Genomic DNA, 21,861 nt, shown 5'->3' on the forward strand with positions numbered 1-21,861 from the left:
CGGGCCGCCTACGCCGCCCCGCCGAGCCCCACGCGATCGGGCACCTGGCCGACGACGCTCGGCAGCCAGCGCTCGACGTCGGGCCACGCGCGGCCGGTGGGCAGGCGGCGGAGCAGCCCCGCGAGCGACTCGTCGGGCTCGGGCCACGGGATGACGCGCGTCGGCGACGCGGTCGCGACGACGCCGAGCCACCAGTGCCGCCAGGTCGTCGGCATCGCCTCCGGATGGATCACGACGTAGTAGTCGGGCACCGCGATGAGGTGCCGCTCTGCGGCTGCGACGGCCCGTTCGATCTCGAGTTCGAGCACGCCGAGCGTGGCCTGCTCGTCGAAGAACTCGACCCACGCCGCGGCGACGTGGCCGAGCGGGTCGTGGTCGTGCACGACGTACGGCGCGGTCGAGGCGGCCTGCCAGCGGGCGACGTCGGCGTCCGAGGCGTCGTCGCGAGCGTGTTCATCGCGGAAGGAGGCGGCCCGCACGTTCGCGAACCGGGTGAGGGACTTCACGGCCGTCGGCGCCTCATCGCCGACGACCACCAGGGTGGTGCTCGTCGATGGCTCCATTTCCGCAGTGTACGTCGGTCGGCGGGCCCCGCGGCAGCGACGGGCCGGAGGGTAGGGTGGCCGCGATGGCGCCCCACGACCTCGACCACCTCCGCACGTTCGTCACGGTCACGCGCGCGGGTTCGCTGACCGCCGCGGCGTCGTTGCTGGGGCTGTCGCAGCCGACGGTCACCGCGCACATCCAGGCGCTCGAGGCATCCGTCGGATTCGCGCTGCTGGTTCGCACGCGGGCGGGCGTCCAGACGACCGCCAAGGGCGCGGCGCTGGCCCGCGAGGTCGCGGCGCACGTCGACGCGCTCGAGGACGCCGTCTTCGCGGTCGCCTCGCGCGGGTCGGCGACCGCCGCCCTGCACCTCGGCGGTCCGGCCGAACTGCTGTCGACGATGGTCCTTCCGCACCTCGCCGAACTGGCGGATGCCTCGGGCGCGACCCTGCACGTGCGGTTCGGGCTCGCCGACGACCTGCTCGAGGCGCTCGCGGGCGGCTCGCTCGACCTCGTCGTGAGCGCGGTCCGGCCGACGCGGCGCGGCATCGCGGCGACGCCCGTGTACGACGAGGTGTTCCACATCGTCGCGGCACCGCCGTGGGCGGGGCATCCGATCGACGACGTCCCGGTGATCGCGTACGGCGAGGAGCTGCCGATCATCCGGCGCTACTGGCGCTCGGTCTTCGACTGCCGCCCCGAGGGGCTGCGGGTCGCGGCGGTGGTGCCCGACCTGCGCGAGGTCGCCGCGGCCGTGCGCGCCGGCATCGGGATGTCGGTGCTGCCCGAGTACCTCGTGCGCGACGACGTCGACGCCGGGCGACTGGTGCGCCTGCACGAGCCCGAGGTGCCGCCGCTGAACACCGTGTACCTCGCGACCCGCGGCCGCGACGCCGAGCGCGACCCGGTGATCGCGGCGGCGTTCGCCGCCGTCCGGCGGTTCATCGGCTGAGCGCCATCGGAATTCCTTGTACGGCCTGTTGAAACGCCGATGCGCGGCGCGCGATACCCGGCGCAGACTCGAACTCCACCGACCGTCACCGAAAGGCAGGCACGCACATGCCGAACATCCTCATGGTCGTCACCGCGGCCGATTCGATCGCGCTCGCCGACGGCACCGACCACGCCACGGGCTTCTGGGCCGAGGAGCTCGTCGTCGCCCACCGCGACCTCGTCGCGGCCGGGCACTCGGTGACCGTCGCGACCCCCGGCGGACGCCCCGCTCCCGTCGACCCCGGCTCGCTCACGGCCGAGGGCGTCGGCGACGCCGACCGGGCCGCCGACTACGCCGCCTACCTCGACCGAATCGCCCCCGCGCTGGCAGCCCCGGCCGTGCTCGCCGACCTCTCCGCGACCGACTTCGCCGCGATCGTCCTGCCCGGCGGGCACGGGCCGATGGTCGACCTCGCGTTCGACGCCGACCTCGGGCGCCTCCTCGTCGATGCCGATCGCGAGGGCCGGCTCATCGCGCCGTTCTGCCACGGCCCGGCGGGCCTGCTCGCGGCGACGCGCCCCGACGGCTCGTTCGCCTTCGCCGGCCGGCGCCTGAGCGTGTTCTCCGACGCCGAGGAGCGCGCGGGCGGCCTCGGCGAGGCCACGCCGTGGTGGGTCGAGGCCACGCTCGCCGAGCGCGGCGCGGTCATCGACGACGGCGAACCCTGGTCGAGCCACGTCGTGCGCGACGGCACGCTCATCTCGGGCCAGAACCCGCAGTCGAGCGCGGCGGTGACGGCCGAGCTCGTGGCGGCGCTCGCCGCGACGGCGGCGGCGTAGCCGTGCCGGCCGACGCGGGGTCGGCCGGCACGTCGGTGATCGCTCAGCGCAGCCCGGCGAAGAAGGCTCGGATATCGCCCGCGACGAGCTCGGGGCGCTCGATCGCGGCATAGTGCCCGCCCTCCTCGAAGCGGCTCCAGTGCACGATGTTCGAGTTGTCGCGCTCGGCGAACACGCGGATCGTCTGGAAGTCGTCGGCGAAGACGGCGACCCCGGTCGGCGCGGCGTTGACCGCCGGGGTCTCCCCGGCCGCCTGCGCCGCCTCCCCCTCCCTGGCGTTCTCGAGGTAGGCCTGGCTCATGCCGGCCGCGGCGTTCTGGAACCAGGTGACGCTCACCTCGAGCAGCAGCTTCTCCATCGGCACGAGCGCGGTGCCGTTGCCGAACGATTCGAACAGCTCGCTGTAGGCCAGCAGGCCGATCGGCGAATCGCTGAGGCCGACGGCGACGGTGTGCGGACGCGACGCGTTCATCGTGTTGTAGCCGCCGACCGACTGGAACCACTGCATGTGCTCGAGGCCCGCGTAGTCGGCAGGCTCCAGGCGCTCGAACTCGGCGGGGTCGCCCGACGGGAACGAGAACAGCTGCAGCACGTGCAGGCCGAGGAATCCCTCGGGGTTCAGCAGGCCGAGCTCGCGGGCGACCATGGCGCCGTTGTCGGAGCCGTGGATGCCGTAGCGCTCGTACCCGAGCCGGCGCATGAGCTCGTCGTAGGCGCGGGCGACCTTCGCGACGGTCCAGCCCGATCCGGCCAGCGGCTGCGAGAAGCCGAACCCGGGTGCGTCGGGCACGACGACGTCGAAGGCGTCCTCGGCGCGGCCGCCGTGGGCGACCGGGTCGACGAGCGGGCCGATGACGTCGAGGTAGTCGACCGCGGACCCCGGGTAGGTGTGCGCGAGCAGCAGCGGCGTGGCATCCGGGTGCGGCGAGCGCACGTGCAGGAAGTGGATCGGCTGGCCGTCGACCTCGGTGATGAACTGCGGGATCTCGTTCAGGCGCGCCTCGGCGGCCCGCCAGTCGAAGGCCTGCCAGGCCTCGAGCGCGTCGCGCAGGTAGTGGTTGGGCGTGCCGGTCGACCAGTCGTCGCCCGGTGCCGGCTGGGGCAGGCGGGTGCGGGCGAGCCGATCGCGCAGGTCGTCGAGGTCGGCCTGGGGCACCTCGACGCGGAAGGGGCGGATGTCGGTTTCGGAAGCGGTGGTGGTGTTCATGTCTCCGACGGTACGGTGCATACAGGAACGTTCACTTCCTGATTCTCGAACGAATTCGAGGTGGTTCACGATGGCCCTCGAGACCGCCGCGCGCCGGCTCGCGATGCTCGGCCTGCTGCAGTCGCGGCCCGAGTGGAGCGGGCCCGAACTCGCCGAACGCCTCGGGGTCACGACGCGCACGATCCGCAACGACATCGAGGTGCTGCGGGCGCTCGACTACCCCGTGCACGCCACGCGCGGCGCGACCGGCGCGTACCGGCTCGGTGCCGGCGGCCGGCTGCCGCCGCTCCTGCTCGACGACGAGGAGGCGGTGGCCGTGGCGGTCGGCCTGCACGCGGCGACGGGACTCGCCGGCGTCGACGAGTCGGGCCGCCGGGTGCTCGCCAAGCTCGAGCAGGTGCTGCCCGCCCGCCTGCGTTCCAGCGTCGAGGCGCTCACCCGCGCGGTCGGGCGGGCGCCCGAGAACATCGGTACGGATGCCCCGGACCCCGAGGTCGACCCCGCGGTGCTGCGCCAGGTGGCGACCGCCATCAGCGACGTCGAATGGCTCCGCTTCGACGTGGCCGGCGATGCCGGCAGCACCGGCGATGCGGGAGCCGCGCCCGACGCCGGCGGCGCCGGCGAGGCCGGCAACGCGCAGCGGCTCGTCGAGCCGTACCGCCTGCTGTCGTGGCAGCGACGCTGGTACCTCGTCGGCCGCGACCCCGTCTCGCAGGAGTGGGACGTGTGGCGGCTCGACGCCATCACGCCGCGGATGCCGACCCGTCGACGGTTCTCACCCGTGCCGCCGCCGGGCGGCGACCTGACCGCCTTCATGATGCGCCGGGTCGCGGCGAGCGGGTGGAACGTGCACGCCCGGCTGCGCATCGCCGCGCCGGCCGAGGCCGTGCTCGCCCGCATCAACCCGTCGGTCGGCGCCGTCGAGGCGATCTCGGAGACCGAGAGCATGCTGGTCACCGGCGCCGACAGTCTCGACACGGTCGCCGCCTACATCGGCATGCTCAACATGGAGTTCACGGTCGACTCGCCGCCCGAACTGGTGCCGCTCCTGCGGGCGATCGGCGAACGGTACCTGCGCACCGCCGCGGCCTCCGCGCCGTGAGGTCCGCGGCCCCTCGGCCGAGCCGGGCTGTTCCTGCCGACGCGTCAGTCGTCGTCGGCGAGGCGCTGGAAGAGGACGTGGTCCTGCCAGGCCCCGGCGATCTTCAGGTAGCGCGGGGCCATGCCGAAGCGCGTGAAACCCGAGCGCTCGAGCACGCGCTGCGAGCGCTCGTTGTGGCGGAGCGTCGAGGCCTCGACCCGGTGCAGCCCCAGTTCGCCGAACGCCGTCTCGAGCACGGCGCGCACGGCGTCGGTCGCGTAGCCCTTTCCGTTCGCGCCGGGCGAGAGCCAGTAGCCCATGCTGCACGACTGGAACGGGCCGCGCACGATGGTCGTGAGGTTCACCCGGCCGACGAGCTCGCCGTCGGGGTCGACGATCGCGAAGGGCACCCCTTCGCCGGCCGCGTGCCGACGCAACTGCGCGGCGATCTCCGCCTCCTGCCCGGCGACGGTGAACCACTCCTCGTCGCGGTCCTTGTCCCAGGGGGCGAAGAACTCGCGGCCCTCGGTCTGAAGGTGTGCGAGTCGAGGGGCGTCGGCGGGTTCGAGGAGGCGGATCGTGGCGGGCATCCCTCCATCCTCGCAGGCGGGATGGGCGGGCGGCGCACGGTCGGCGGCGCCCCGTCGCCTCAGCGCCGCGGCCCGGTCGACCAGATCGCGAGCCAGACGAGCAGCGGCTGGAACAGCAGCCGGATGCCGCGCTTCGCGTCGCTGTCGAGCCCGAACCCGTCGCGGCGCTCGGTGAACTGGGCGAGGTTGCCGGGGAACACGGCCGCGAAGAACGCTGCGACGATCCAGCCGATGCGACTCCGCTCCTTCGGCAGCGCCACGAGTGCGGCGCCGAGGCCGATCTCGGCGACGCCCGACCCGACGACGACCGCGTCGGCGTCCATCGGCACCCACGGCGGCACCTGGGCGCGGAACTCACGGCGCGCCCAGAAGAGATGGCTCACCCCGGCGAAGACCAGGAAGCCGGCGAGCGACCAGCGCCCGACCGTACGCGCGCGGGTGGTGGCCGGTGTCTTCGCTCGGGGCATCGTTCCTCCGCTCGTGCCCGCGAGGCGGGCGATGGTTCCACGCTAGGCGTCGCGTCGCCGATGCGCGAGATCAGCCCGGCAACAACTCGCGGAGCGCCTCGATCGTGTCGGCCTCACCTGCGCGCTTGTCGTCGCGATACGCCTTGACCCGAGCGAAGCGCAGGGCGACGCCACCCGGGTAGCGCGTCGAGCGCTGCACGCCGTCGATCGCGATCTCGACCACGGTGACGGGTTCGACGAACACCGCCTGCGCGGTGCGGTGCGTCTCGATCTGCGGGAAGTACTCCGTCTGCCAGGCGAGCAGGCGGTCGGTGAGGCCCTTGAAGGTCTTGCCGACCATGACGAATCCGCCCGGCGCGCCGAACCGGCCGTCGGGATCGCGGGCGCCGAGGTGCAGGTTCGAGAGCAACCCCGTGCGACGCCCGTACCCCCACTCGGCGGCGAGCACGACGAGGTCGTAGGTGAGCACGGGCTTGACCTTGATCCAGCTGGATCCGCGGCGGCCGGCCGCGTAGGTCGAGTCGATCGCCTTGACGACCACGCCCTCGTGGCCGGCCGCGAGCGCCTCGCGCGAGACGCGCTCGGCGACCGCCGGATCGGCGGTCACCTCGCCCGGGATGCGGTGGTCGGGAGCGATGCGCGCGAGTTCGGCACGCCGCGTCGCGAGCGACTCGTCGATGAGGTCGCGCCCGTCGACGTGCAGCACGTCGAAGAACCACGGATGCAGCAGCGCCTCGCGCGCCGTCTCCGCGCCGAACCGCGACATCGTGTCTTGGAAGGGCCGCGGTGCGTCCTCTTCGTCGAGCGCGAGCGTCTCGCCATCGAGGATCACGCGGTCGACCGCGAAGCCGCGCACGACCTCGACGACCTCGGGCAGCCGCGACGTGATGTCGGCGAGGTTGCGGGTGAACACGCGCACGTCGTCGGCGTCGCGATGCACCTGGATGCGAGCGCCATCGAGCTTGAACTCCACGGATGCCTCGCCGGTCGACTCGATCGCCTCGGCCGGCGTCGCCGCGGTCGCGGCCAGCATGGGCAGCACGGGGCGGCCGACGACGAGGCCGACGGCCTCGAGTGCACCCGGCTCGGCCGGATCGACGACGAGGGCGAGCCGTGCGGTCTCGCCGAGGTCGCCGGTGAGCATCGCGGCGCGGCGCACCACGGGGCCCGGCCGGTCGGCGGCACGGGCGATCGCGTCGACGAGCACACCCTCGAGCGCCCCGGTGCGCATCTCGCCGAGCAGCACCCGCCCGATGAAGTCGCGTTCGCGCGCCGTCGCGCGGCCGGTCAGGGTGCCGAGCTCCGCGGCCCGCGCGGCGGCCGAACCCGAACCGGTCGCCGCCTGGAGGGCATCGAGGGCACGGTCGAGGTCTGCGACGGTCAGGGTCGGTTCGTCGGGTGCGTCGCCGGCGGCCTCGGCCGCGGCCGCCCACCCCCGCCAGCCGACGCCCACGCGCCCCTGGCGCGGCTTCGCGAGGAGGAACCCGATCGCCGGCGCCAGCTCGTCGGCCTCGAGGCCGCGGAGGAGCCCGGCGAGGGCGTCGACCTTCGCGAGGCGCGACCGCGTCGCGGAAACGGCCTCGGTGACGCCGACCAACTCGTCGAGCAGCATGCTCGCAGTCTTCCACCACCCGCCGACGCCGCGGCATCCTGATCCGCTCCCTCCTCTCCCCACCCCGAACGCGATTCAGGAAGATCGCTCGGACCCGCCGTCACCGAGCGGCGCCGAGACGGCGTGTCGTCGAAATCTTCCTGAAGCGCGAATCGAGGCGGCGGGCGGATGCCACAGCGAGCGCCCGAGCGGATGCCTCGGCATCCGAACTCCCACCCGAACGCGATTCAGGAAGATCGCTCGGACACGCCGGCACCGAGCGGCGCCGAGTCGGCGTGTCGTCGAGATATTCCTGAATCGCGAACCGGGGCGACGGGAAGATGCCGCGAGTCGGGCGGCACGCGGATGCCACAGCGAGCGGCGAGCGGCCGACGACGGGCGGATGCCGCGGCGTGCCGAGCCGGCGACCACTTGACGGATACGCCACGATCCGCTGCAATATATTGCATGCCGCTGCCCGCCGCCGTTCGTCCGAGTTCGTTGCGCGACTACGCGTACGCCGAACTCCGCGACGCGATCGTGAGCGGCCGGCTCGCGCCGGGCGAGCGGCTGCGCGACCCCGAGCTCGAGCAGTGGCTCGGCGTCAGCCGCACCCCCATCCGCGAGGCGATCGCGCGGCTCGAGCTCGCGGGCCTCGTGCAGACCCGCCGCGCGAAGCAGACGGTCGTCGCACCGCTCGACGCTCGCACGGCCCTCGCCGCGCAGCGGATCGCGGCATCCCTGCACGAACTCGCCGTTCGCGAGGCGGTGCCGCAGCTCACCGACGCCGACCTCGAGGCCATGCGCCTGGCCAACGAGCGGTTCGACCGCGCGCTGCGCGCCGACGACGTCGACGCCGCGATCGCCGCTGACGACGAGTTCCACCGGGTCACCGTCGCCGCCAGCGCCAACCCGCTGCTGCCGGGCCTGCTCGAGCAGGTCACTCCCCTGCTCCGCCGACTGGAGCGTGCGAGGTTCGGCTCGCTGGCCGGGCGCGGCTCGGTCGCCGACCACGCCCGCATCATCGAGCTGTGCGCCGACGGCCGGGCCGACGAGGCGGCAGCCGCCGCCGGCGAGAACTGGTCGACCCTCGGCCGCCTGCTCCACCTCGACGACGAGGTCGACCCGACCCCGCCACCCGCATCACCCGAGCCGACCCCATCACCCGAGCCGACCCCACCAGCCCCCTGAAGGAGCATCCATGGCCCTCGCCGACTTCCCCCGGCACCCGCTCACGTTCGGCCCGAGCCCGATCCATCCGGTCGACCGGCTGAGCGCCCACCTCGGCGGCGCGCGCGTCTGGATGAAGCGCGAGGACGTGAACAGCGGCCTCGCCTTCGGCGGCAACAAGACGCGCAAGCTCGAGTACCTCGTGCCCGACGCGCTCGCGAAGGGCGCCGACACCCTCGTGTCGATCGGCGGCGTGCAGTCGAACCACACCCGCCAGGTCGCCGCCGTCGCCGCGCACCTGGGCATGAAGGCCGTGCTCGTGCAGGAGCAGTGGGTCGACTGGCCCGACGCCGTGAACGACCGGGTCGGCAACATCCTGCTGTCGCGGCTCATGGGTGCCGACGTGCGCCTGTCGCCCGCGGGCTTCAGCATCGGGTTCCGCGATTCGTGGAAGCAGGCGATCGCCGACGTCGAGGCATCCGGCGGCGTGCCCTACGCCATCCCCGCCGGGGCATCCGATCACCCGCTGGGCGGACTCGGGTTCGCGAACTGGGCGCACGAGGTCGCCGCGCAGGAGGCCGAGCTCGGCGTCTTCTTCGACACGATCGTCGTGTGCGCCGTCACCGGGTCGACCCAGGCCGGCATGATCGCCGGTTTCGCCGACCTCGAGGAGCACTTCGGCGGGCGCCCGCGCCGGGTCATCGGCATCGACGCGTCGGCGAAGCTCGACGAGACCCGCGACCAGGTCGCGCGCATCGCCCGCAGCACGGCGTCGCTGATCGGCCTCGGCCGCGACCTGCGCGACGACGAGATCACCGTGCGAGGCGGCTGGGCCGGTGACGAGTACGGCATCCCGGTGGAGTCCACCGACGAGGCGATGCGCCTGACCGGCGGCCTCGAGGGCGTGATCCTCGACCCCGTCTACGAAGGCAAGTCGATGGCGGGCCTCATCGACCTCGTCTCGAGCGGCGAGATCCCGCGCGACTCGAACGTGCTCTACGCCCACCTCGGCGGGCAGCCCGCGATCAACGCCTACAGCGGCCGGTACCACTGACCTGCGGCCGGAAGGTGCGGGCGCCGGCAGCGCAGCGCGCCGGCTGACGGATGCCTCGCCGCCGCACCGCCCGGATGCCTCGCCGCCGCGCCGCCGGCGGATGCCTCAGCCGGCGACCCGGCGCACCACCTCGCCGACCGAGCCCATGAACCCCTCGAGGTCGGGCTCGTCGGCAGTCGGCTGCAGGATCACCGCCGTCGCACCGGCCGCGGCGTAGCGGTCGACGGTCGCGACGACCTCGTCGAGATCGCCGGCGGCGACACGCGAGGGATCGGCCGTGGCATCCCAGGTCGCGAGGTCGGCGATCGCTCGGGCGCGCGCGTCGTCACCGCCGAACGCGGTGTTCAGGAAGACGACGATCTCGGGCGGCCCGTCGAGTCCGGCCGCTTCGCGCCCTGCTCGCACGATCGCCGCCGACTCGGCGATGCGCTCGGTCGACGCGCCGGCCGGGATGATCGTGCCGTCGGCGACCTCGCCCGTCAGGTGCAGCGTCTTGGGGCCCTCGCCGGCGGCGAACACGGCCGGCGGGCTCGCGGGCGGCCAGTCGAGCCGCACCCGGTCGAGCCGCACGTACCGGCCGTCGGTCGTGACCTCCTCGCCCGCGAGCAGCGCGCGCAACGCGGGCGCGTACTCGCGCATGAGCGTGAGGGGTGACGCGACGCGGGCGCCGATCTGCCCCATCCAGTCGAGCACGCCGTGGCCGACGCCCGGGATCAGTCGGCCCGGGAAGAGCCGCTCGATCGTCGCGATCTCCATCGCCAGGGTCGCGACGTTGCGCATCGGCATGGGGGCGATGCCGATGCCGATGCGCAGGCGCTCGGTCCACGCCAGCGCGGCGGAGGCCGTCGCGAACGCCGATTCGCGGAAGCAGTCCTCCCACAGCCACACCTCGGGCACCCCGGCCGCCTCGGCGGCCTCGACCGCGGCACGCAGCCGCTCGGGCGGGAAGGACGGCTGGAAGATGGCTCCGATGCGCGGTGAGGTCATGGGTTCCATGCTGGCAGGTGCGGCCGACGGGCGCAGGCCGCCCCCGGCGGCGCACGCCGCTTACGGGCGCAGGCCGCCCCCGTCGGCACCCGCGGCCGACGGGCGCAGGCCGGCACGGCCGTGGCCTCCGCACCGGTCAGAGCGCCGCGCCGACCACCGCCTCCCCGAGCGGTGTGCGCAGGTGCAGCACCTTCGCACCGTCGCGCGTGCTGCGCACGAGCCCGGCGTCGCGCAGCACCGCGAGATGGTGCGAGGCCGTCGAGATCGCGAGCTCCGCATCCGCGGCGACCTGCGACGTGGTGCGCGCCTCGTGCGCGGTGAGCAGGATGCCCGCCCGCGCCGGCCCGAGCAGCGCTCCGAGCGCGCGCTCGGCCTCTGCGGGGTCTCGCGCCCAGGTCTCGGTCACGCCCTGCGCCGGGTAGAACAGCGTCGGCTGCGCGGGCGGCTCGGTGAGCACGGTGCAGCCCGCGGAGCCGAGCACGCTCGGCACGAGCACGAGCCCGCTGCCGCGGCAGTCGAGCGTCTCGCTGTGCCAGCGCATCGCGACGCGCACCGAGTCCGAATGCCACTCGACCGATCGGTGCAGGCCGCTCGCCATGGCGGCGATGCCGTCGGTGGCGATGCGACGCGAGCGCACGGCGATGTCGGCCCGCAGCAGCCGTTCGACCTGGGTCCACACGGGCGCGAGGATGGCCTGCCACACGTCGCTCCAGGCGTCGGCGATCATCTCGCAGGCGCGTTCGGGCTCGTCGTGCATGCGCCGGATGGCCTGCTGCCGCGCCCCCGTCGACCGCGCGATCATCTTGTCGAGGTCGACGAGCATCGGGCCGACGGGCACCTCGCGCAGCCGCGCCGCCTCGTCGTCGGGGGTCATGTCCCAGGCGGGTGTCGCCGTGAAGAAGTCGGGGAAGTACCCCTCCGGTCCGATCAGCAGCGCGAGCACGTCGAACGACTCGCGCGGCACGCGGGTTCGCACCGCGCGCAGCCATCCCCACTGCAGCGGATGCTCCGCCGGGCGCTGCAGCACGCGCACGGCGTGGCACAGCTCGTGCCCCGGAGAGATGCCGAACCGGATCGCGGAGATGTCGTCGGGCGCGAGCCGGAAATCCACGAAGTTTCGATCCACCTCGAAAGAGTATCGGCGCGGATGCCCCGTGGCCGAGGCTGTTCGCACACTCACACGAACACCTACCGAGGAGCATCCATGTCGTTCCAGGCCTACCTCGACAACGTCGAGGCGAAGACGGGCATCACCCCGCGGCAGTTCATCGAACTCGCGCGCGAGCAGGGCTTCGACGAGTCGACCAAGACCACGCCGATCGTGACCTGGCTGAAGGCCGACTACGGCCTCGGCCACGGCCACGCGATGGCGATCGCGCACGTCATCACGAAGGGCGACCGCATCGACCCCAAGCACGTGAACTCGGGCGGCACGCACTCCGATCCCTCTGACCGCCTCTGGCTCGACGGCGTCGCGACGAAGCCGGCCTGACCGCTTCCCCGTGCCCTTCCGGTGGTGGGCCCCCTGACCCGAGGCTCAGGGGCTCCGCCTACCATCGAGGGGTGACCCTCCCGATGCTCGACGCCGCGGCATCCGCCCCGGTCGTCGTGCTCGACGCCTCCGACTGGCGCGAGCGCGAGCGCGCGCACGCCGAGCGTGCCGACGCGCTGACCGCCGGGCATCGCGAGCGCGCGGCGCGGGGCGAGCGGCATCCGATCGAGGACTTCCTCTTCACCTACTACTCGTACTCGCCCGCGCTGCTGCGCCGCTGGCACCCCGGCGCGGGCGTCGCACTCGCGGATGCCTCGGCCGAGCCCCGCTCCGCGTGGCGCTGGTACGCGCCGGGGGCCGCTGCGGGTTCGCTCGTCGTCGATCGCGCCGCGATGGCGCGCGAGAAGGGCGCCCTGCTCGACGCCGTCGAGCGGATGCTCCGCCTCACCGCCGCGCGACCGGCCTCCTTCGGGTGCTTCGGGCTGCACGAGTGGGCCATGGTGTACCGGCAGGACGAGCATCGGCATCCGGTTCCGCTCCGACTCGGCCAGACCGAGACCGACGGCGTCGTCGAGGCGCACGACCTGCGCTGCACGCACATCGACGCGTTCCGCTTCTTCACGCCCGGCGCGGTGCCGCGCAATCGCTTCGCCCCGACGCGCGAGAGCCAGCCCGACCTCGAGCAGCCCGGCTGCCTGCACGCCAACATGGACGTCTACAAGTGGGCGGTCAAGCTCGGCCCGCTCGTGCCGGGCGAACTGCTGCTCGACGCGTTCGAGCTCGCGCGCGACATCCGGTACCTCGACATGCGCGCGTCACCGTACGACATGGAGCCCTGGGGCGGTGAGCCCGTTCGCATCGAGACCGCCGAGGGCAAGGCCGAGTACGTCAGGCTCCAGCGCGGCTTCGCCGAGCGCGCGAACGCGCTGCGCCGGAGCATCCTCGATGCCGCGTTCGCCTGAAGCGGCTCAGGCCGCGCGCCAGTAGCCGCAGAACACGACGCTCGCCTTGGGCACGCCGCGGTCGTGCACGAGGTGGCGGCGCGCGCCCGTCGCGAGCTTCGACTCCCCCGCCGCGAACGCGTTGACCGTGCCGCCGAACTCGGGCAGGTCGCGCAGGCGCGCGAGCGCGGCCTCGGCCGGCGCCTGGCCCGGCGCGCGCAGCACCCAGTGCAACTCCATGCCCTCGGGCGCGTCGACGTCCTGGCGGTCGTCGAGGTCGGAGATCTCGATCAGCGCGTCGCCGCGCGTGGTGCGCGGGAGGTCGCGCAGGATGCCGAGCACCGCGGGCAGGGCGCTCTCGTCGCCCACGAGCACGGTGCGATCGGCGTCGGCCTGCTTGAAGCCGCAACCCTGGTCGATGATCGCGAGCCGGTCGCCGACGGGCAGACGGCCCGCCCACGGACCCGCAACGCCCTCGTCGCCGTGCACGACGAAGTCGATGTCCATCTGGCGGAGTTCGGGACGGAATTCCCGCACGGTGTAGCTGCGGATCACCGGCCGGGTCGCGCGCGGCAGCGTCAGGTACTTGAGGTACGCCGCCGTGTTGAACGTGTCGGCGAGGTTGTCGAAGCGCGTGTGGTCGCTGGTCGGCACCGCGAGACGGAACCACTGGTCGAAGCCGAGGTGTCGCCAGCCGGCGAGCTCCTCGCCCTCGATCGTGAGACGCACGAAGTGCGGCGAGATGCGTCGGGCGTCGACGACCTCGGCCGTCACGAGGCCGGTTTCGGCATGGGTGACGACGATGTTGCTGGCGACCACGGGCTTCCTCCAAGAATCAGGCAAGCCTTACCTTAGCTGGCCGACGGCGCTCGGGCCAGTGCGGGTCGCCCGACGACGTTCGCGAAGATCCGGACCGCGCTCGGTACCGTGCGAAGGAGATTCCGCGCGACACGCAGGGTCGCGCCGGCGTGCCACCCGAGATCTCCGACGCGCGCGACGCGGGAGATCAGGCCGCCGGGGCCGCCGCGTCGCCGCGAACGGATGCCTCGCGCCTCAGATCTCGGTGTGCCCCAGTTCGGGCGCCTCGAGGAACCGCACGGTCGGGTCGGCGAACGCCTCGAACTCCAGCACGAGCACCTCGTTGGTGCCGGCTCGCGTGACGGGCGATGGCACGATCAGTGTGCGCTGCGGTCCGCGCCGCCAGTATCGACCGAGCAGGATTCCGTTCACCCAGACGACGCCCTTGCCCCAATCCAGTGTGTCGAGGTACAGGTCGGCGGGCTCGTCGAGCTCGAACCTCGCGGTCGCGAAGCCCGGCCCGATCCCCGGCCGGACTCCCCGCCCGATCCACGGGCCGTCGCCCGAGACATCCGTCACCGCCTCGTCGACCGCCGCGCCGACCGCGCCGACGACCGCCTCGACCCGCGCCAGGTCGATCGGCGTCGCGCGCCAGCCGGTGACCTCGACGCCGTCGAGCCGCACGCCGCCGATCAGTCCCTTGTGTTCGCCGATGCGAGGCCCGTAGTCGACGCGGCCCTGGTCCTCGACGACGATCGCGAGGTCGCCGCGCGCGTCGGGCAGCACGATCGCGCGCTCGTGCCCGTCGCGGGCGAGCACGCCGATGGGAACGCCGTCCATGAGCACCCAGGCGCGGTCGCGAACCTCCTCGCCGACGGTCAGCGTCGCGGGCCCCGGGCGGTCCAGGCGGGTCCGGAACACGGCGAACCCGCGGTCGTGCGCGAGATCGTCGAAGCTCGGCAGGCGGTCGTGATCGGATGCCTCGCCGAGAGCGGGAAGCACGTCGAGCAGGCGCGGGCCGGGCCGGAGCGGGGCCGCGACGACCGGGGCCGGCGGCCTGGGCGGCGGCACCTCGTCGGGCACCGGCGCGTAGCGCGAGATGACATCGCGGAAGGCGAAGAACTTCTCGGTCGGGTACCCGCTCTCGTCGAGCGGGGCGTCGTAGTCGTAGCTCGTGGTGATCGGCGCGTACCGGCCCTTGTCGTTCGCGCCGTTGGTCAGCCCGAAGTTCGTGCCGCCGTGGAACATGTAGATGTTGACCGAGCCGCCGGCCGCGAGGATCGCGTCGAGCTCGGCGGCGGACGCCGAGGCATCCGTCTCGTGGTGATGCGAACCCCAGTCGTCGAACCAGCCGCACCAGAACTCCATGCAGACGAGCGGGCCCGTCGGCTGGAACTCGCGCAGCGTGGCCAGGCGCGCCTCGGCGCGCGAGCCGAACGAGCCGGTCAGGTGCAGGCCGGGCAGGCTTCCGTCGGCGAGCATCTGCGGCGTGGGCTGGTCGATGGTCGTGAGCGGCACCGTGATGCCCGCCTCGCGCGTGACGTCGACGAGACGGCGCAGGTAGTCCTTGTCGGCGCCGTATGCGCCGTACTCGTTCTCGATCTGCACGAGCACGACGGGCCCGCCGTGGTCGACCTGGCGCGGGGCGACGACCTCGTACACGCGCCGCAGGTACGCCGAGACCGCTTCGAGGTAGTGCGGTTCCGAGCGGCGCACGCCGACCTCGGGGTCGCGGAACAGCCAGGCCGGCAGGCCGCCGTTGTCGAACTCGGCGCAGATGTACGGGCCGGGGCGCACGATGGCGTGCAGGCCCTCGGCGGCGATGAGGTCGAGGAAGCGGCCGAGGTCGAGTGCTCCCGACGCGTCCCACTGCCCGCGCCGCGGCTCGTGCAGGTTCCAGGCCACGTAGGTCTCGATGGTGTTCAGACCCATGAGCCGCGCCTTGCGGATGCGGTCGGCCCAGAGGTCGGGGTGCACCCGGAAGTAGTGCAGCGCGCCCGCGAGGATGCGGACCGGCTGCCCGTCGAGCTCGAAGTCGGTCGGTCCGATGGCGAAGCGGCTGGTGGGGGTCACGTGCATCCTTCTGGTTCGTTCGGGGTCGCGACCTCGTCCACGGGTCGCGACGTCGTTCGCCCGTCGCGAGGGGCCGGCCGGCATGCGCCGACCGGCCCCCGGCTGGGTCGGCTACTCGCTGACCGTGAAGCCCTGCTCGTCGCCGTACTCGACGAGCTGCGCCTGCCAGTCGGCGAGGCCGTCGGCGAGCGGCGTGCGGTTGGCGTAGGCCTGGCCCACGGTGTCGCCGAAGATGCTGTTCGCGTACACCTGGTAGGGCAGGTACGACCAGCCGGTCGAGACGTCCTTCGACGCCTGCGTGAGAACCTCGTTGATCTTCTGGCCGCCGAAGTACTCCGACTCGGCGCCGACGAACTCGGGGTCATCGAGCTCGGCCGTGGTCGCCGGGAAGCCGCCGGACTCGAGGAACACGTCGATCGACGCGGGGTCGTTGTTGAGCCAGCGCAGGAACGCCGCGGCGAGCGCGGGGTTCTTCGACTGGGACGTGACCGACTGTCCGCCGCCGCCGTTCTCGGCCGCCACGGGCGTGCCGTCGTACGTCGGCATCGGCGCGACGCGCCAGTGACCCGCGCCGTCGGGCACGCTCGACTCGAGCACGCCGGGCATCCACGCGCCGATCACGAGCGTCGCGATCGAGCCGTCGCCGAGGCCCTGGTACCACTCGTCGCTCCAGCCGGGGGTGTCGGAGAGCAGGCCCTCCGAGATGAGCTGGTCCCAGACACCCGTCCACTTCTGGACGCCCTCGTCGGCGAGGTCGATCGCGACGTCGGTGCCGTCGATCGAGAACGGGCGGCCGCCGGCCTGCCAGATCATGCTCGTCGTGAAGCCCGCGTCACCCGTGTCGGCGGTGATGAACTTCGTCGGGTCGGCCGCCTGCAGCTGCCGGGCCGCCTCGACGTACTGGTCCCAGGTCTCGGGCACGGCGATGCCGAACTGGTCGAAGACGGTCTGGTTGTAGAAGAGGGCCATGGGGCCCGAGTCCTGCGGCAGGCCGACCAGCTTGCCGTCGACGTTCACGGCACCCCAGGTCGAGGCGCTGTAGTCGTCCTCGAGCTCGTCGAGCCCGTATTGCGAGAGGTCGACGAGCGAGTCGGACATCGCGAACTGCGGCAGGGCGTAGTACTCGATCTGCACGACGTCGGGGGCGCCCGACCCGGCCTTGATCGCGTTCTGGAGCTTGGTGTACTCCTCGGTGTTGGTGCCCGCGTTCACGAGCTCGACGTCGACGTTGGGGTACGCCTCCTCGAACGCCGCGACCTGCGCCTCGGCGCTCGGGGTCCAGCTCCAGTAGGTGAGTTCACCGCCCTTCTCGAGGGCGGCGTCGAGGTCGGCCGGGTCGCCGGCCGCGCCGCCGCCGCCGGCGGCCGATGGGCTGCAGGCGGCGAGGCCGCCGATCGCGAGGGCGGCGGTCGCGGCGATCGTCAGGGTCCGCCGCAGGGCGGAGCGCGAGCTGCTCATGTGGTGTCCTTCACTTCCTTGTGCTGTGGATGGGTGCGAGTGGTGCATGCGAGGTGGTGGGTACGTGGTGGTGCGAGGGATGCGCGTCACTGCTTGACGCTGCCGGCGCTGAGCCCGGACTGCCAGAACCGCTGCAGGCCGAGGAACGCGACGACGATGGGGATGATCGTGAGGAGCGACCCCGTGATCACCAGGTTGTAGATGGGCTGCGCGCTGACGCCGGTGGCCTGCGCGTTCCACTGGTTGAGGCCGACCGTGAGCGGGTACCAGGTGGGGTCGCTCAGCATGATCAGCGGGAGGAAGTAGTTGTTCCAGGTGGCCACGACCGTGAACAGCAGCACGGTGACGATGCCGGGCGCGAGCAGCCGGATGGAGATGGTGAAGAACGTGCGGAACTCCCCCGCGCCGTCCATGCGGGCCGCCTCGAGCAGTTCGGTCGGCACCGAGTCGACGGCATAGACCCAGATCAGGTAGAGCCCGAAGGGGCTGATCAGCGACGGGATGATGATCGCCCAGGGCGTGTTGGTGAGTCCCAACTGGCTGAACATCAGGAAGGTCGGCACGGCGAGCGCCGTGCCGGGCACCGCGATGGCCCCGAGCACGACCGCGAAGATGGCGCGGCGGCCGGCGAACCGGAACTTCGCGAGCCCGTAGCCCGCGAGCGTGGCGAGCAGCGTCGCGCCGCCTGCGCCGACGACGACGTAGAGCAGCGTGTTTCCGAGCCAACGCAGGAAGATGCCGTCGTCGTAGGTGAGCGTCTCCCAGATGTTCTGGAAGATCACGAAGTCGTCGGAGAACCAGAGCCCGAAGCTCGAGAACAGCCCAGCCTGGGTCTTCGTCGCGTTGATCACGAGCCAGAGCAGCGGCACGAGCGCGTAGACGACGAAGATCGCCATCAGGATCGTGAACGCGACCGACTTGCGCGGGCGCAGCACCGATGCCGCGCGCCGTCGCGTGGGCCCGCCCCGGCCGCGGCTCGAGGCATCCGTCGTGGTCATGGCTTCGGTGAGCGTGGCGGTCATCGCTCCTCCTTCCGCGAGCCGCGGAGTTGCACGACGTAGGCGATCACCGCGGTGATCACGCCCATGACGATGGCCACCGTGGCCGACGCGTTGTACTGCTGGCCGCTGAACGAGAGGTTGTAGGCGTACATGTTGGGCGTGAAGAACGTCGTGATGATGTTCGGCGCGAGCGTGCGCAGGATGTTCGGTTCGTTGAAGAGCTGGAAGCTGCCGATGATCGAGAAGATCGTCGCGATCACGATCGCGCCGCGCAGGGCCTGCAGCTTGATCGCGCGGATGACGCGGAACGCGCCCGCCCCGTCGAGTTCGGCGGCCTCGTACAGGTCGCCGGGCACGACCTTCAGCGCCGAGTAGAAGATGAGCATGTTGTAGCCGACGAACTCCCAGGTGACGATGTTGCCGATCGAGACGAGGATCCAGTCGCGTGAGAACGGCGCGAAGACGGATGCCCCGAGCCAGTCGTTCAGGTTCGCCACGAGCCCGAACTGGTCGCCGTAGATGAACCCCCACATGAGCACCGCGACGACGGCCGGCACCGCATAGGGCAGGAAGATCGCGATGCGGAAGAACCCCGAGGCGTGCAGGCGCGCGGAGTCGATCGCGAGCGCGGCGACGAGGGCGAGCACGAGCATGACCGGCACCTGGATCACGAGGAACAGCAGGACCCTCAGGAATCCCTCCCAGAACTGGGCGTCGACGACCAGCTCGGCGTAGTTCTCGAGGCCGACGAAGGCGTTGCCGCCGACCATCTGCTCGCGGAAGAGGCTGAGGTACACCGAGTACACGACGGGCGCGACGAAGACGAGGAGGAAGACGATCAGGAACGGCGCGGTGAAGGCGAGGCCCTTCCACTCGCTCCGGGAGCGGGACAGCGTTGTCATCGAGTGATCCAATCGAGCATGTTCACGTCAACATGCAGTGCAGGCACCGTAGCATGTTGACGTGAACATGCGCCACCCCGCCGGTACGCTTCATGAGTCGCGAAGGAGACGCCGATGACGAGCACGCAGGCCGCCGAGCCCGCCGGCGAGCGCGCCGGCGAGCAGGCCGCGGAGTCCGCCGGCAACCGCCGACGAGGCCCGTCGATGGCGGATGTCGCCCGCGAGGCGGGAGTGTCGGGGCAGACCGTCAGCCGGGTCGCGAACGGGCGCCACAACGTCGACCCCGAGACCCGCGAGCGCGTCACGGCAGCGATGCGGCGTCTGGGCTACCGGCCCAACAGCGCCGCGCGCGCGCTTCGCTCCGGACGCTTCCACAGCATCGGCGTCATCATGTTCACCCTCTCGAGCTTCGGCAACATGCGCACCCTCGACGCCATCGCCGCCGCCGCGACCGACGCGGGCTACACGATCAACCTCATCCCCGTGCCGAACCCCACTCGCGGCGATGTCTCGGTCGCCTTCGACCGGCTGAGCGAGGAGGCCGTCGACGGCGTCGTCATCATCGTCGAGGCGCACCTGCTCGACGAGCGCGACATCGAGCTGCCCGCGGGTCTGCCCGTCGTCGTCGTCGACTCCAACGCGGGCGACCGGTTCCCCGTGGTCGACACCGACCAGGCGCACGGAGCGCGGCTCGCGACGGAGCACCTGCTCGACCTCGGGCACGCGACCGTGCACCACGTCGCGGGGCCCGACCGCTCCTACTCGGCCGTGCACCGCCGCGAGGCGTGGGAGGCGACGCTGCGCGAGCGCGGCGCTCCCGTGCCCGACGCGCTCGTCGGCGACTGGTCGAGCGAGTCGGGCCACCGCATCGGGCTGCGGCTGGCCGCCGATCCCTCCGTCACCGCGGTGTTCGCGGCGAACGACCAGATGGCGCTCGGCGTGCTCCGCGCGATGCACGAGTCGGGGCGCCCGGTTCCGGCCGAGGTCAGCGTCGTCGGCTTCGACGACATGGAGGAGTCGGGCAACTACTGGCCGCCGCTGACGACGGTGCGGCAGTTCTTCGGCGAGGTCGGCCGCCGGTCGGTCGAAGCGCTGCTGCACGAGGTCGAGTCGGGCGTGGCGCACGGCACGACCCTCGTGTCGACCGAACTCATCGTGCGCGACAGCACGGCGGCGCCGACCGCGCCGCGCGCGGCGGCATCCGTCACAGGATGATCCAGCCCCCGGCGAGCCCCGCGATGCCGACGACGGCGCCGGCCGTCGCGACGAGCAGCACCACCCACTCGCTCCGCGACAGCAGCCGCCGGCCCTGCTCCCGGCGCGCGACGAGGAACAGCGCGACCGCAGGCACCTGCACGATCAGCGACACGAGCAGGTAGGTCAGCCCCGCGCCGACCAGCAGGAACAGCACGTACGCGGTCGCCAGCACGCCGATCACGAGATCGCGACGACGGATGCCTCCGCCGTCGGCGACGGCGACCCGCACGAGGTACCCCGCCGCGAACAGGAACGGCACGAGGGCGAGCGCGCTCGTCAGGTTGAGCGCGAAGTCGAACGCGTCGACGGCCGTCATCGCCACGACCAGCACGGCCTGCGCGAGCACGGTCGAACTCAACAGGGCCCCGACGGGCACGTCGCGGGCGTTCGACCGGGCGAGGAAGCGCGGCATGTCGTGGTCCTTCGCCGCCACGAACACGACCTCGGCGGCCATCAGCGTCCAGGCGAGGTACGCGCCGAGCACGGCGACGATCAGCCCGGCGCTCACGAGCACGGCGCCCCAGCCGCCGACGGCCGCCTCGAGCACGCCCGCGAGCGACGGCTGACGCAGCTCGGCGAGCTCGGCGGCCGGCAGCACGCCGTACGACACGATCGTCACCGAGGCGAACACCGAGAACACCGCGAGGAACCCGAGCACCGTCGCGCGGCCGACGTCCTGCCGCCGACGCGCGTGCCGCGAGTACACGCTCGCGCCCTCGACCCCGAGGAACACGAAGACCGTGACGAGCATCGTGCCCTGCACCTGCTCGAACAGCGTCCCGGCGTCGCCCGCGCCGAGCAGGTTCTCGGCGAACACCGCGGGGTCGAGCACGAACAGCGAGAGCAGCACGGCCACGACGATCGGCACGAGCTTCGCGACCGTCACGATGCGATTGACGGCGGCGGCCTCGCGCACGCCGCGGCGCACGAGCAGGAAGAACACCCAGAGCCCGGCCGACGACAGCGCGAACGCCAGCGGCGTGTCGCCGTCGCCGAGCACCGGGAACACCGCACCGAGCGTCGACATGATGAGCACCCAGTAGGTGACGTTGCCGACGCACGCGCTCGCCCAGTACCCGAACGCCGAGAAGAAGCCGATGAGCTCCCCGAACCCGGCCTTCGCGTAGGCGTACACGCCCGCGTCGAGCTGCGGCCGCCGCACCGCGAGGGTCTGGAACGCCAGCGCGAGCATGAGCATGCCGACGCCCGCGATCGCCCACGCGATGATCGCGCCGAGCACCCCGGTCTCCGCCGCGAACGTCGCGGGGAGCGAGAACACCCCGGCGCCCACCATCGAGCCGACGACCATCGCGGTCAGGGTCGGCACGCCGAGTCGCACCGTCGCGCGATCGCGGACGCCCTCGGGCCCTTCGCTCATGGCCCCGACCGTAGCGCGCCGACGCCCGCTGGGCGCGCCGCCCGCGCCAGCGCGCCGACGTCCGCCGCCTGCGCAGCCGCGCCGCCCGCGCCGCC

General features: G+C 72.5%; 21 protein-coding genes. 8 read left to right on the forward strand and 13 right to left on the reverse strand.

Going from position 1 to position 21,861, the window contains the following annotated elements; all coding sequences use genetic code 11:
- Positions 1–8 precede the first annotated feature (8 nt).
- On the reverse strand, positions 9–563 hold the full coding sequence (locus GE115_RS15325; protein WP_153685644.1) for a hypothetical protein: 555 nt from the start codon (positions 561–563) through the stop codon (positions 9–11).
- Between the two features lie 65 nt (positions 564–628).
- Here GE115_RS15325 and GE115_RS15330 point away from each other — a divergent pair, with 65 nt between their 5' ends.
- Entirely contained in the window at positions 629–1,498 is an 870-nt protein-coding gene (locus tag GE115_RS15330; RefSeq protein WP_153685645.1) for a LysR family transcriptional regulator, read from the forward strand.
- A 107-nt stretch (positions 1,499–1,605) separates the two neighbouring features.
- Positions 1,606–2,319: a type 1 glutamine amidotransferase domain-containing protein gene (locus GE115_RS15335; protein ID WP_153685646.1), complete on the forward strand. Its 714-nt coding sequence runs from the start codon at positions 1,606–1,608 to the stop codon at positions 2,317–2,319.
- 43 nt (positions 2,320–2,362) lie between these two features.
- Here the strand turns inward: GE115_RS15335 and GE115_RS15340 are convergent, their stop codons facing one another.
- The gene (locus GE115_RS15340; protein ID WP_153685647.1) at positions 2,363–3,526 is read right to left on the reverse strand and encodes an epoxide hydrolase family protein; all 1,164 of its coding nucleotides are present in this window, start codon (positions 3,524–3,526) and stop codon (positions 2,363–2,365) included.
- 70 nt (positions 3,527–3,596) lie between these two features.
- On the opposite strand from GE115_RS15340, the gene GE115_RS15345 reads away from it, so the two are divergent.
- On the forward strand, positions 3,597–4,628 hold the full coding sequence (locus GE115_RS15345; protein ID WP_153685648.1) for a helix-turn-helix transcriptional regulator: 1,032 nt from the start codon (positions 3,597–3,599) through the stop codon (positions 4,626–4,628).
- 44 nt (positions 4,629–4,672) lie between these two features.
- On the opposite strand, the gene GE115_RS15350 is transcribed toward GE115_RS15345, so the two are convergent.
- The 3 genes from GE115_RS15350 to GE115_RS15360 form a co-directional block, all read right to left on the reverse strand.
- A complete protein-coding gene (locus GE115_RS15350; protein WP_153685649.1) occupies positions 4,673–5,197 on the reverse strand; it encodes a GNAT family N-acetyltransferase in 525 nt (174 codons plus the stop codon).
- Positions 5,198–5,256: 59 nt separating this feature from the next.
- A complete protein-coding gene (locus GE115_RS15355; protein ID WP_153685650.1) occupies positions 5,257–5,664 on the reverse strand; it encodes a DoxX family protein in 408 nt (135 codons plus the stop codon).
- Positions 5,665–5,734: 70 nt separating this feature from the next.
- Positions 5,735–7,276 (reverse strand): ATP-dependent DNA ligase, encoded by a 1,542-nt coding sequence (locus GE115_RS15360; protein ID WP_153685651.1) that lies wholly within the window; start codon positions 7,274–7,276, stop codon positions 5,735–5,737.
- 447 nt (positions 7,277–7,723) lie between these two features.
- Between GE115_RS15360 and GE115_RS15365 the strand changes: the two genes are divergently transcribed.
- Positions 7,724–8,446: a GntR family transcriptional regulator gene (locus tag GE115_RS15365; protein WP_153685652.1), complete on the forward strand. Its 723-nt coding sequence runs from the start codon at positions 7,724–7,726 to the stop codon at positions 8,444–8,446.
- A 10-nt stretch (positions 8,447–8,456) separates the two neighbouring features.
- On the forward strand, positions 8,457–9,479 hold the full coding sequence (locus GE115_RS15370) for a 1-aminocyclopropane-1-carboxylate deaminase (protein ID WP_153685653.1): 1,023 nt from the start codon (positions 8,457–8,459) through the stop codon (positions 9,477–9,479).
- Positions 9,480–9,584: 105 nt separating this feature from the next.
- Here the strand turns inward: GE115_RS15370 and GE115_RS15375 are convergent, their stop codons facing one another.
- Together GE115_RS15375 and GE115_RS18980 are read right to left on the reverse strand one after the other, a co-directional pair.
- A complete protein-coding gene (locus tag GE115_RS15375) occupies positions 9,585–10,466 on the reverse strand; it encodes an LLM class flavin-dependent oxidoreductase (protein WP_153685654.1) in 882 nt (293 codons plus the stop codon).
- 136 nt (positions 10,467–10,602) lie between these two features.
- Positions 10,603–11,592 carry an ArsR/SmtB family transcription factor gene (locus GE115_RS18980; RefSeq protein WP_312855237.1) on the reverse strand — a complete coding sequence of 330 codons (990 nt, stop codon included), beginning with the start codon at positions 11,590–11,592 and terminating at the stop codon, positions 10,603–10,605.
- Positions 11,593–11,670: 78 nt separating this feature from the next.
- On the opposite strand from GE115_RS18980, the gene GE115_RS15385 reads away from it, so the two are divergent.
- Both GE115_RS15385 and GE115_RS15390 read left to right on the forward strand, forming a co-directional pair.
- Positions 11,671–11,958, forward strand: a complete 288-nt coding sequence (locus GE115_RS15385; RefSeq protein WP_153685655.1) for a DUF4287 domain-containing protein — start codon at positions 11,671–11,673, stop codon at positions 11,956–11,958.
- An 83-nt stretch (positions 11,959–12,041) separates the two neighbouring features.
- Positions 12,042–12,920: a 3-methyladenine DNA glycosylase gene (locus tag GE115_RS15390; protein ID WP_153685677.1), complete on the forward strand. Its 879-nt coding sequence runs from the start codon at positions 12,042–12,044 to the stop codon at positions 12,918–12,920.
- A gap of 6 nt (positions 12,921–12,926) precedes the next feature.
- Here GE115_RS15390 and GE115_RS15395 read toward each other — a convergent pair whose 3' ends face one another.
- The 5 genes from GE115_RS15395 to GE115_RS15415 all read right to left on the reverse strand — a co-directional run bounded on the left by GE115_RS15395 (position 12,927) and on the right by GE115_RS15415 (position 19,131).
- Positions 12,927–13,718, reverse strand: a complete 792-nt coding sequence (locus GE115_RS15395; protein ID WP_312855238.1) for a siderophore-interacting protein — start codon at positions 13,716–13,718, stop codon at positions 12,927–12,929.
- A gap of 234 nt (positions 13,719–13,952) precedes the next feature.
- Complete coding sequence (locus GE115_RS15400; protein WP_312855239.1) at positions 13,953–15,770, reverse strand: beta-galactosidase; 1,818 nt, start codon at positions 15,768–15,770, stop codon at positions 13,953–13,955.
- 111 nt (positions 15,771–15,881) lie between these two features.
- Positions 15,882–17,228, reverse strand: a complete 1,347-nt coding sequence (locus tag GE115_RS15405) for an ABC transporter substrate-binding protein (RefSeq protein ID WP_153685658.1) — start codon at positions 17,226–17,228, stop codon at positions 15,882–15,884.
- Between the two features lie 86 nt (positions 17,229–17,314).
- Positions 17,315–18,226, reverse strand: a complete 912-nt coding sequence (locus GE115_RS15410; RefSeq protein ID WP_153685678.1) for a carbohydrate ABC transporter permease — start codon at positions 18,224–18,226, stop codon at positions 17,315–17,317.
- A gap of 20 nt (positions 18,227–18,246) precedes the next feature.
- The gene (locus tag GE115_RS15415) at positions 18,247–19,131 is read right to left on the reverse strand and encodes a carbohydrate ABC transporter permease (protein WP_153685659.1); all 885 of its coding nucleotides are present in this window, start codon (positions 19,129–19,131) and stop codon (positions 18,247–18,249) included.
- Positions 19,132–19,245: 114 nt separating this feature from the next.
- Between GE115_RS15415 and GE115_RS15420 the strand changes: the two genes are divergently transcribed.
- Positions 19,246–20,346, forward strand: a complete 1,101-nt coding sequence (locus tag GE115_RS15420; RefSeq protein WP_376765724.1) for a LacI family DNA-binding transcriptional regulator — start codon at positions 19,246–19,248, stop codon at positions 20,344–20,346.
- On the opposite strand, the gene GE115_RS15425 is transcribed toward GE115_RS15420, so the two are convergent.
- Positions 20,336–21,766, reverse strand: a complete 1,431-nt coding sequence (locus GE115_RS15425; RefSeq protein ID WP_153685660.1) for a basic amino acid/polyamine antiporter — start codon at positions 21,764–21,766, stop codon at positions 20,336–20,338. The two genes, GE115_RS15420 and GE115_RS15425, sit on opposite strands and share 11 nt — an antisense overlap.
- Between the last annotated feature and the right edge of the window lie 95 nt (positions 21,767–21,861).

It is taken from the genome of Agromyces agglutinans (genome assembly GCF_009647605.1).
Taxonomy (GTDB): domain Bacteria; phylum Actinomycetota; class Actinomycetes; order Actinomycetales; family Microbacteriaceae; genus Agromyces; species Agromyces agglutinans.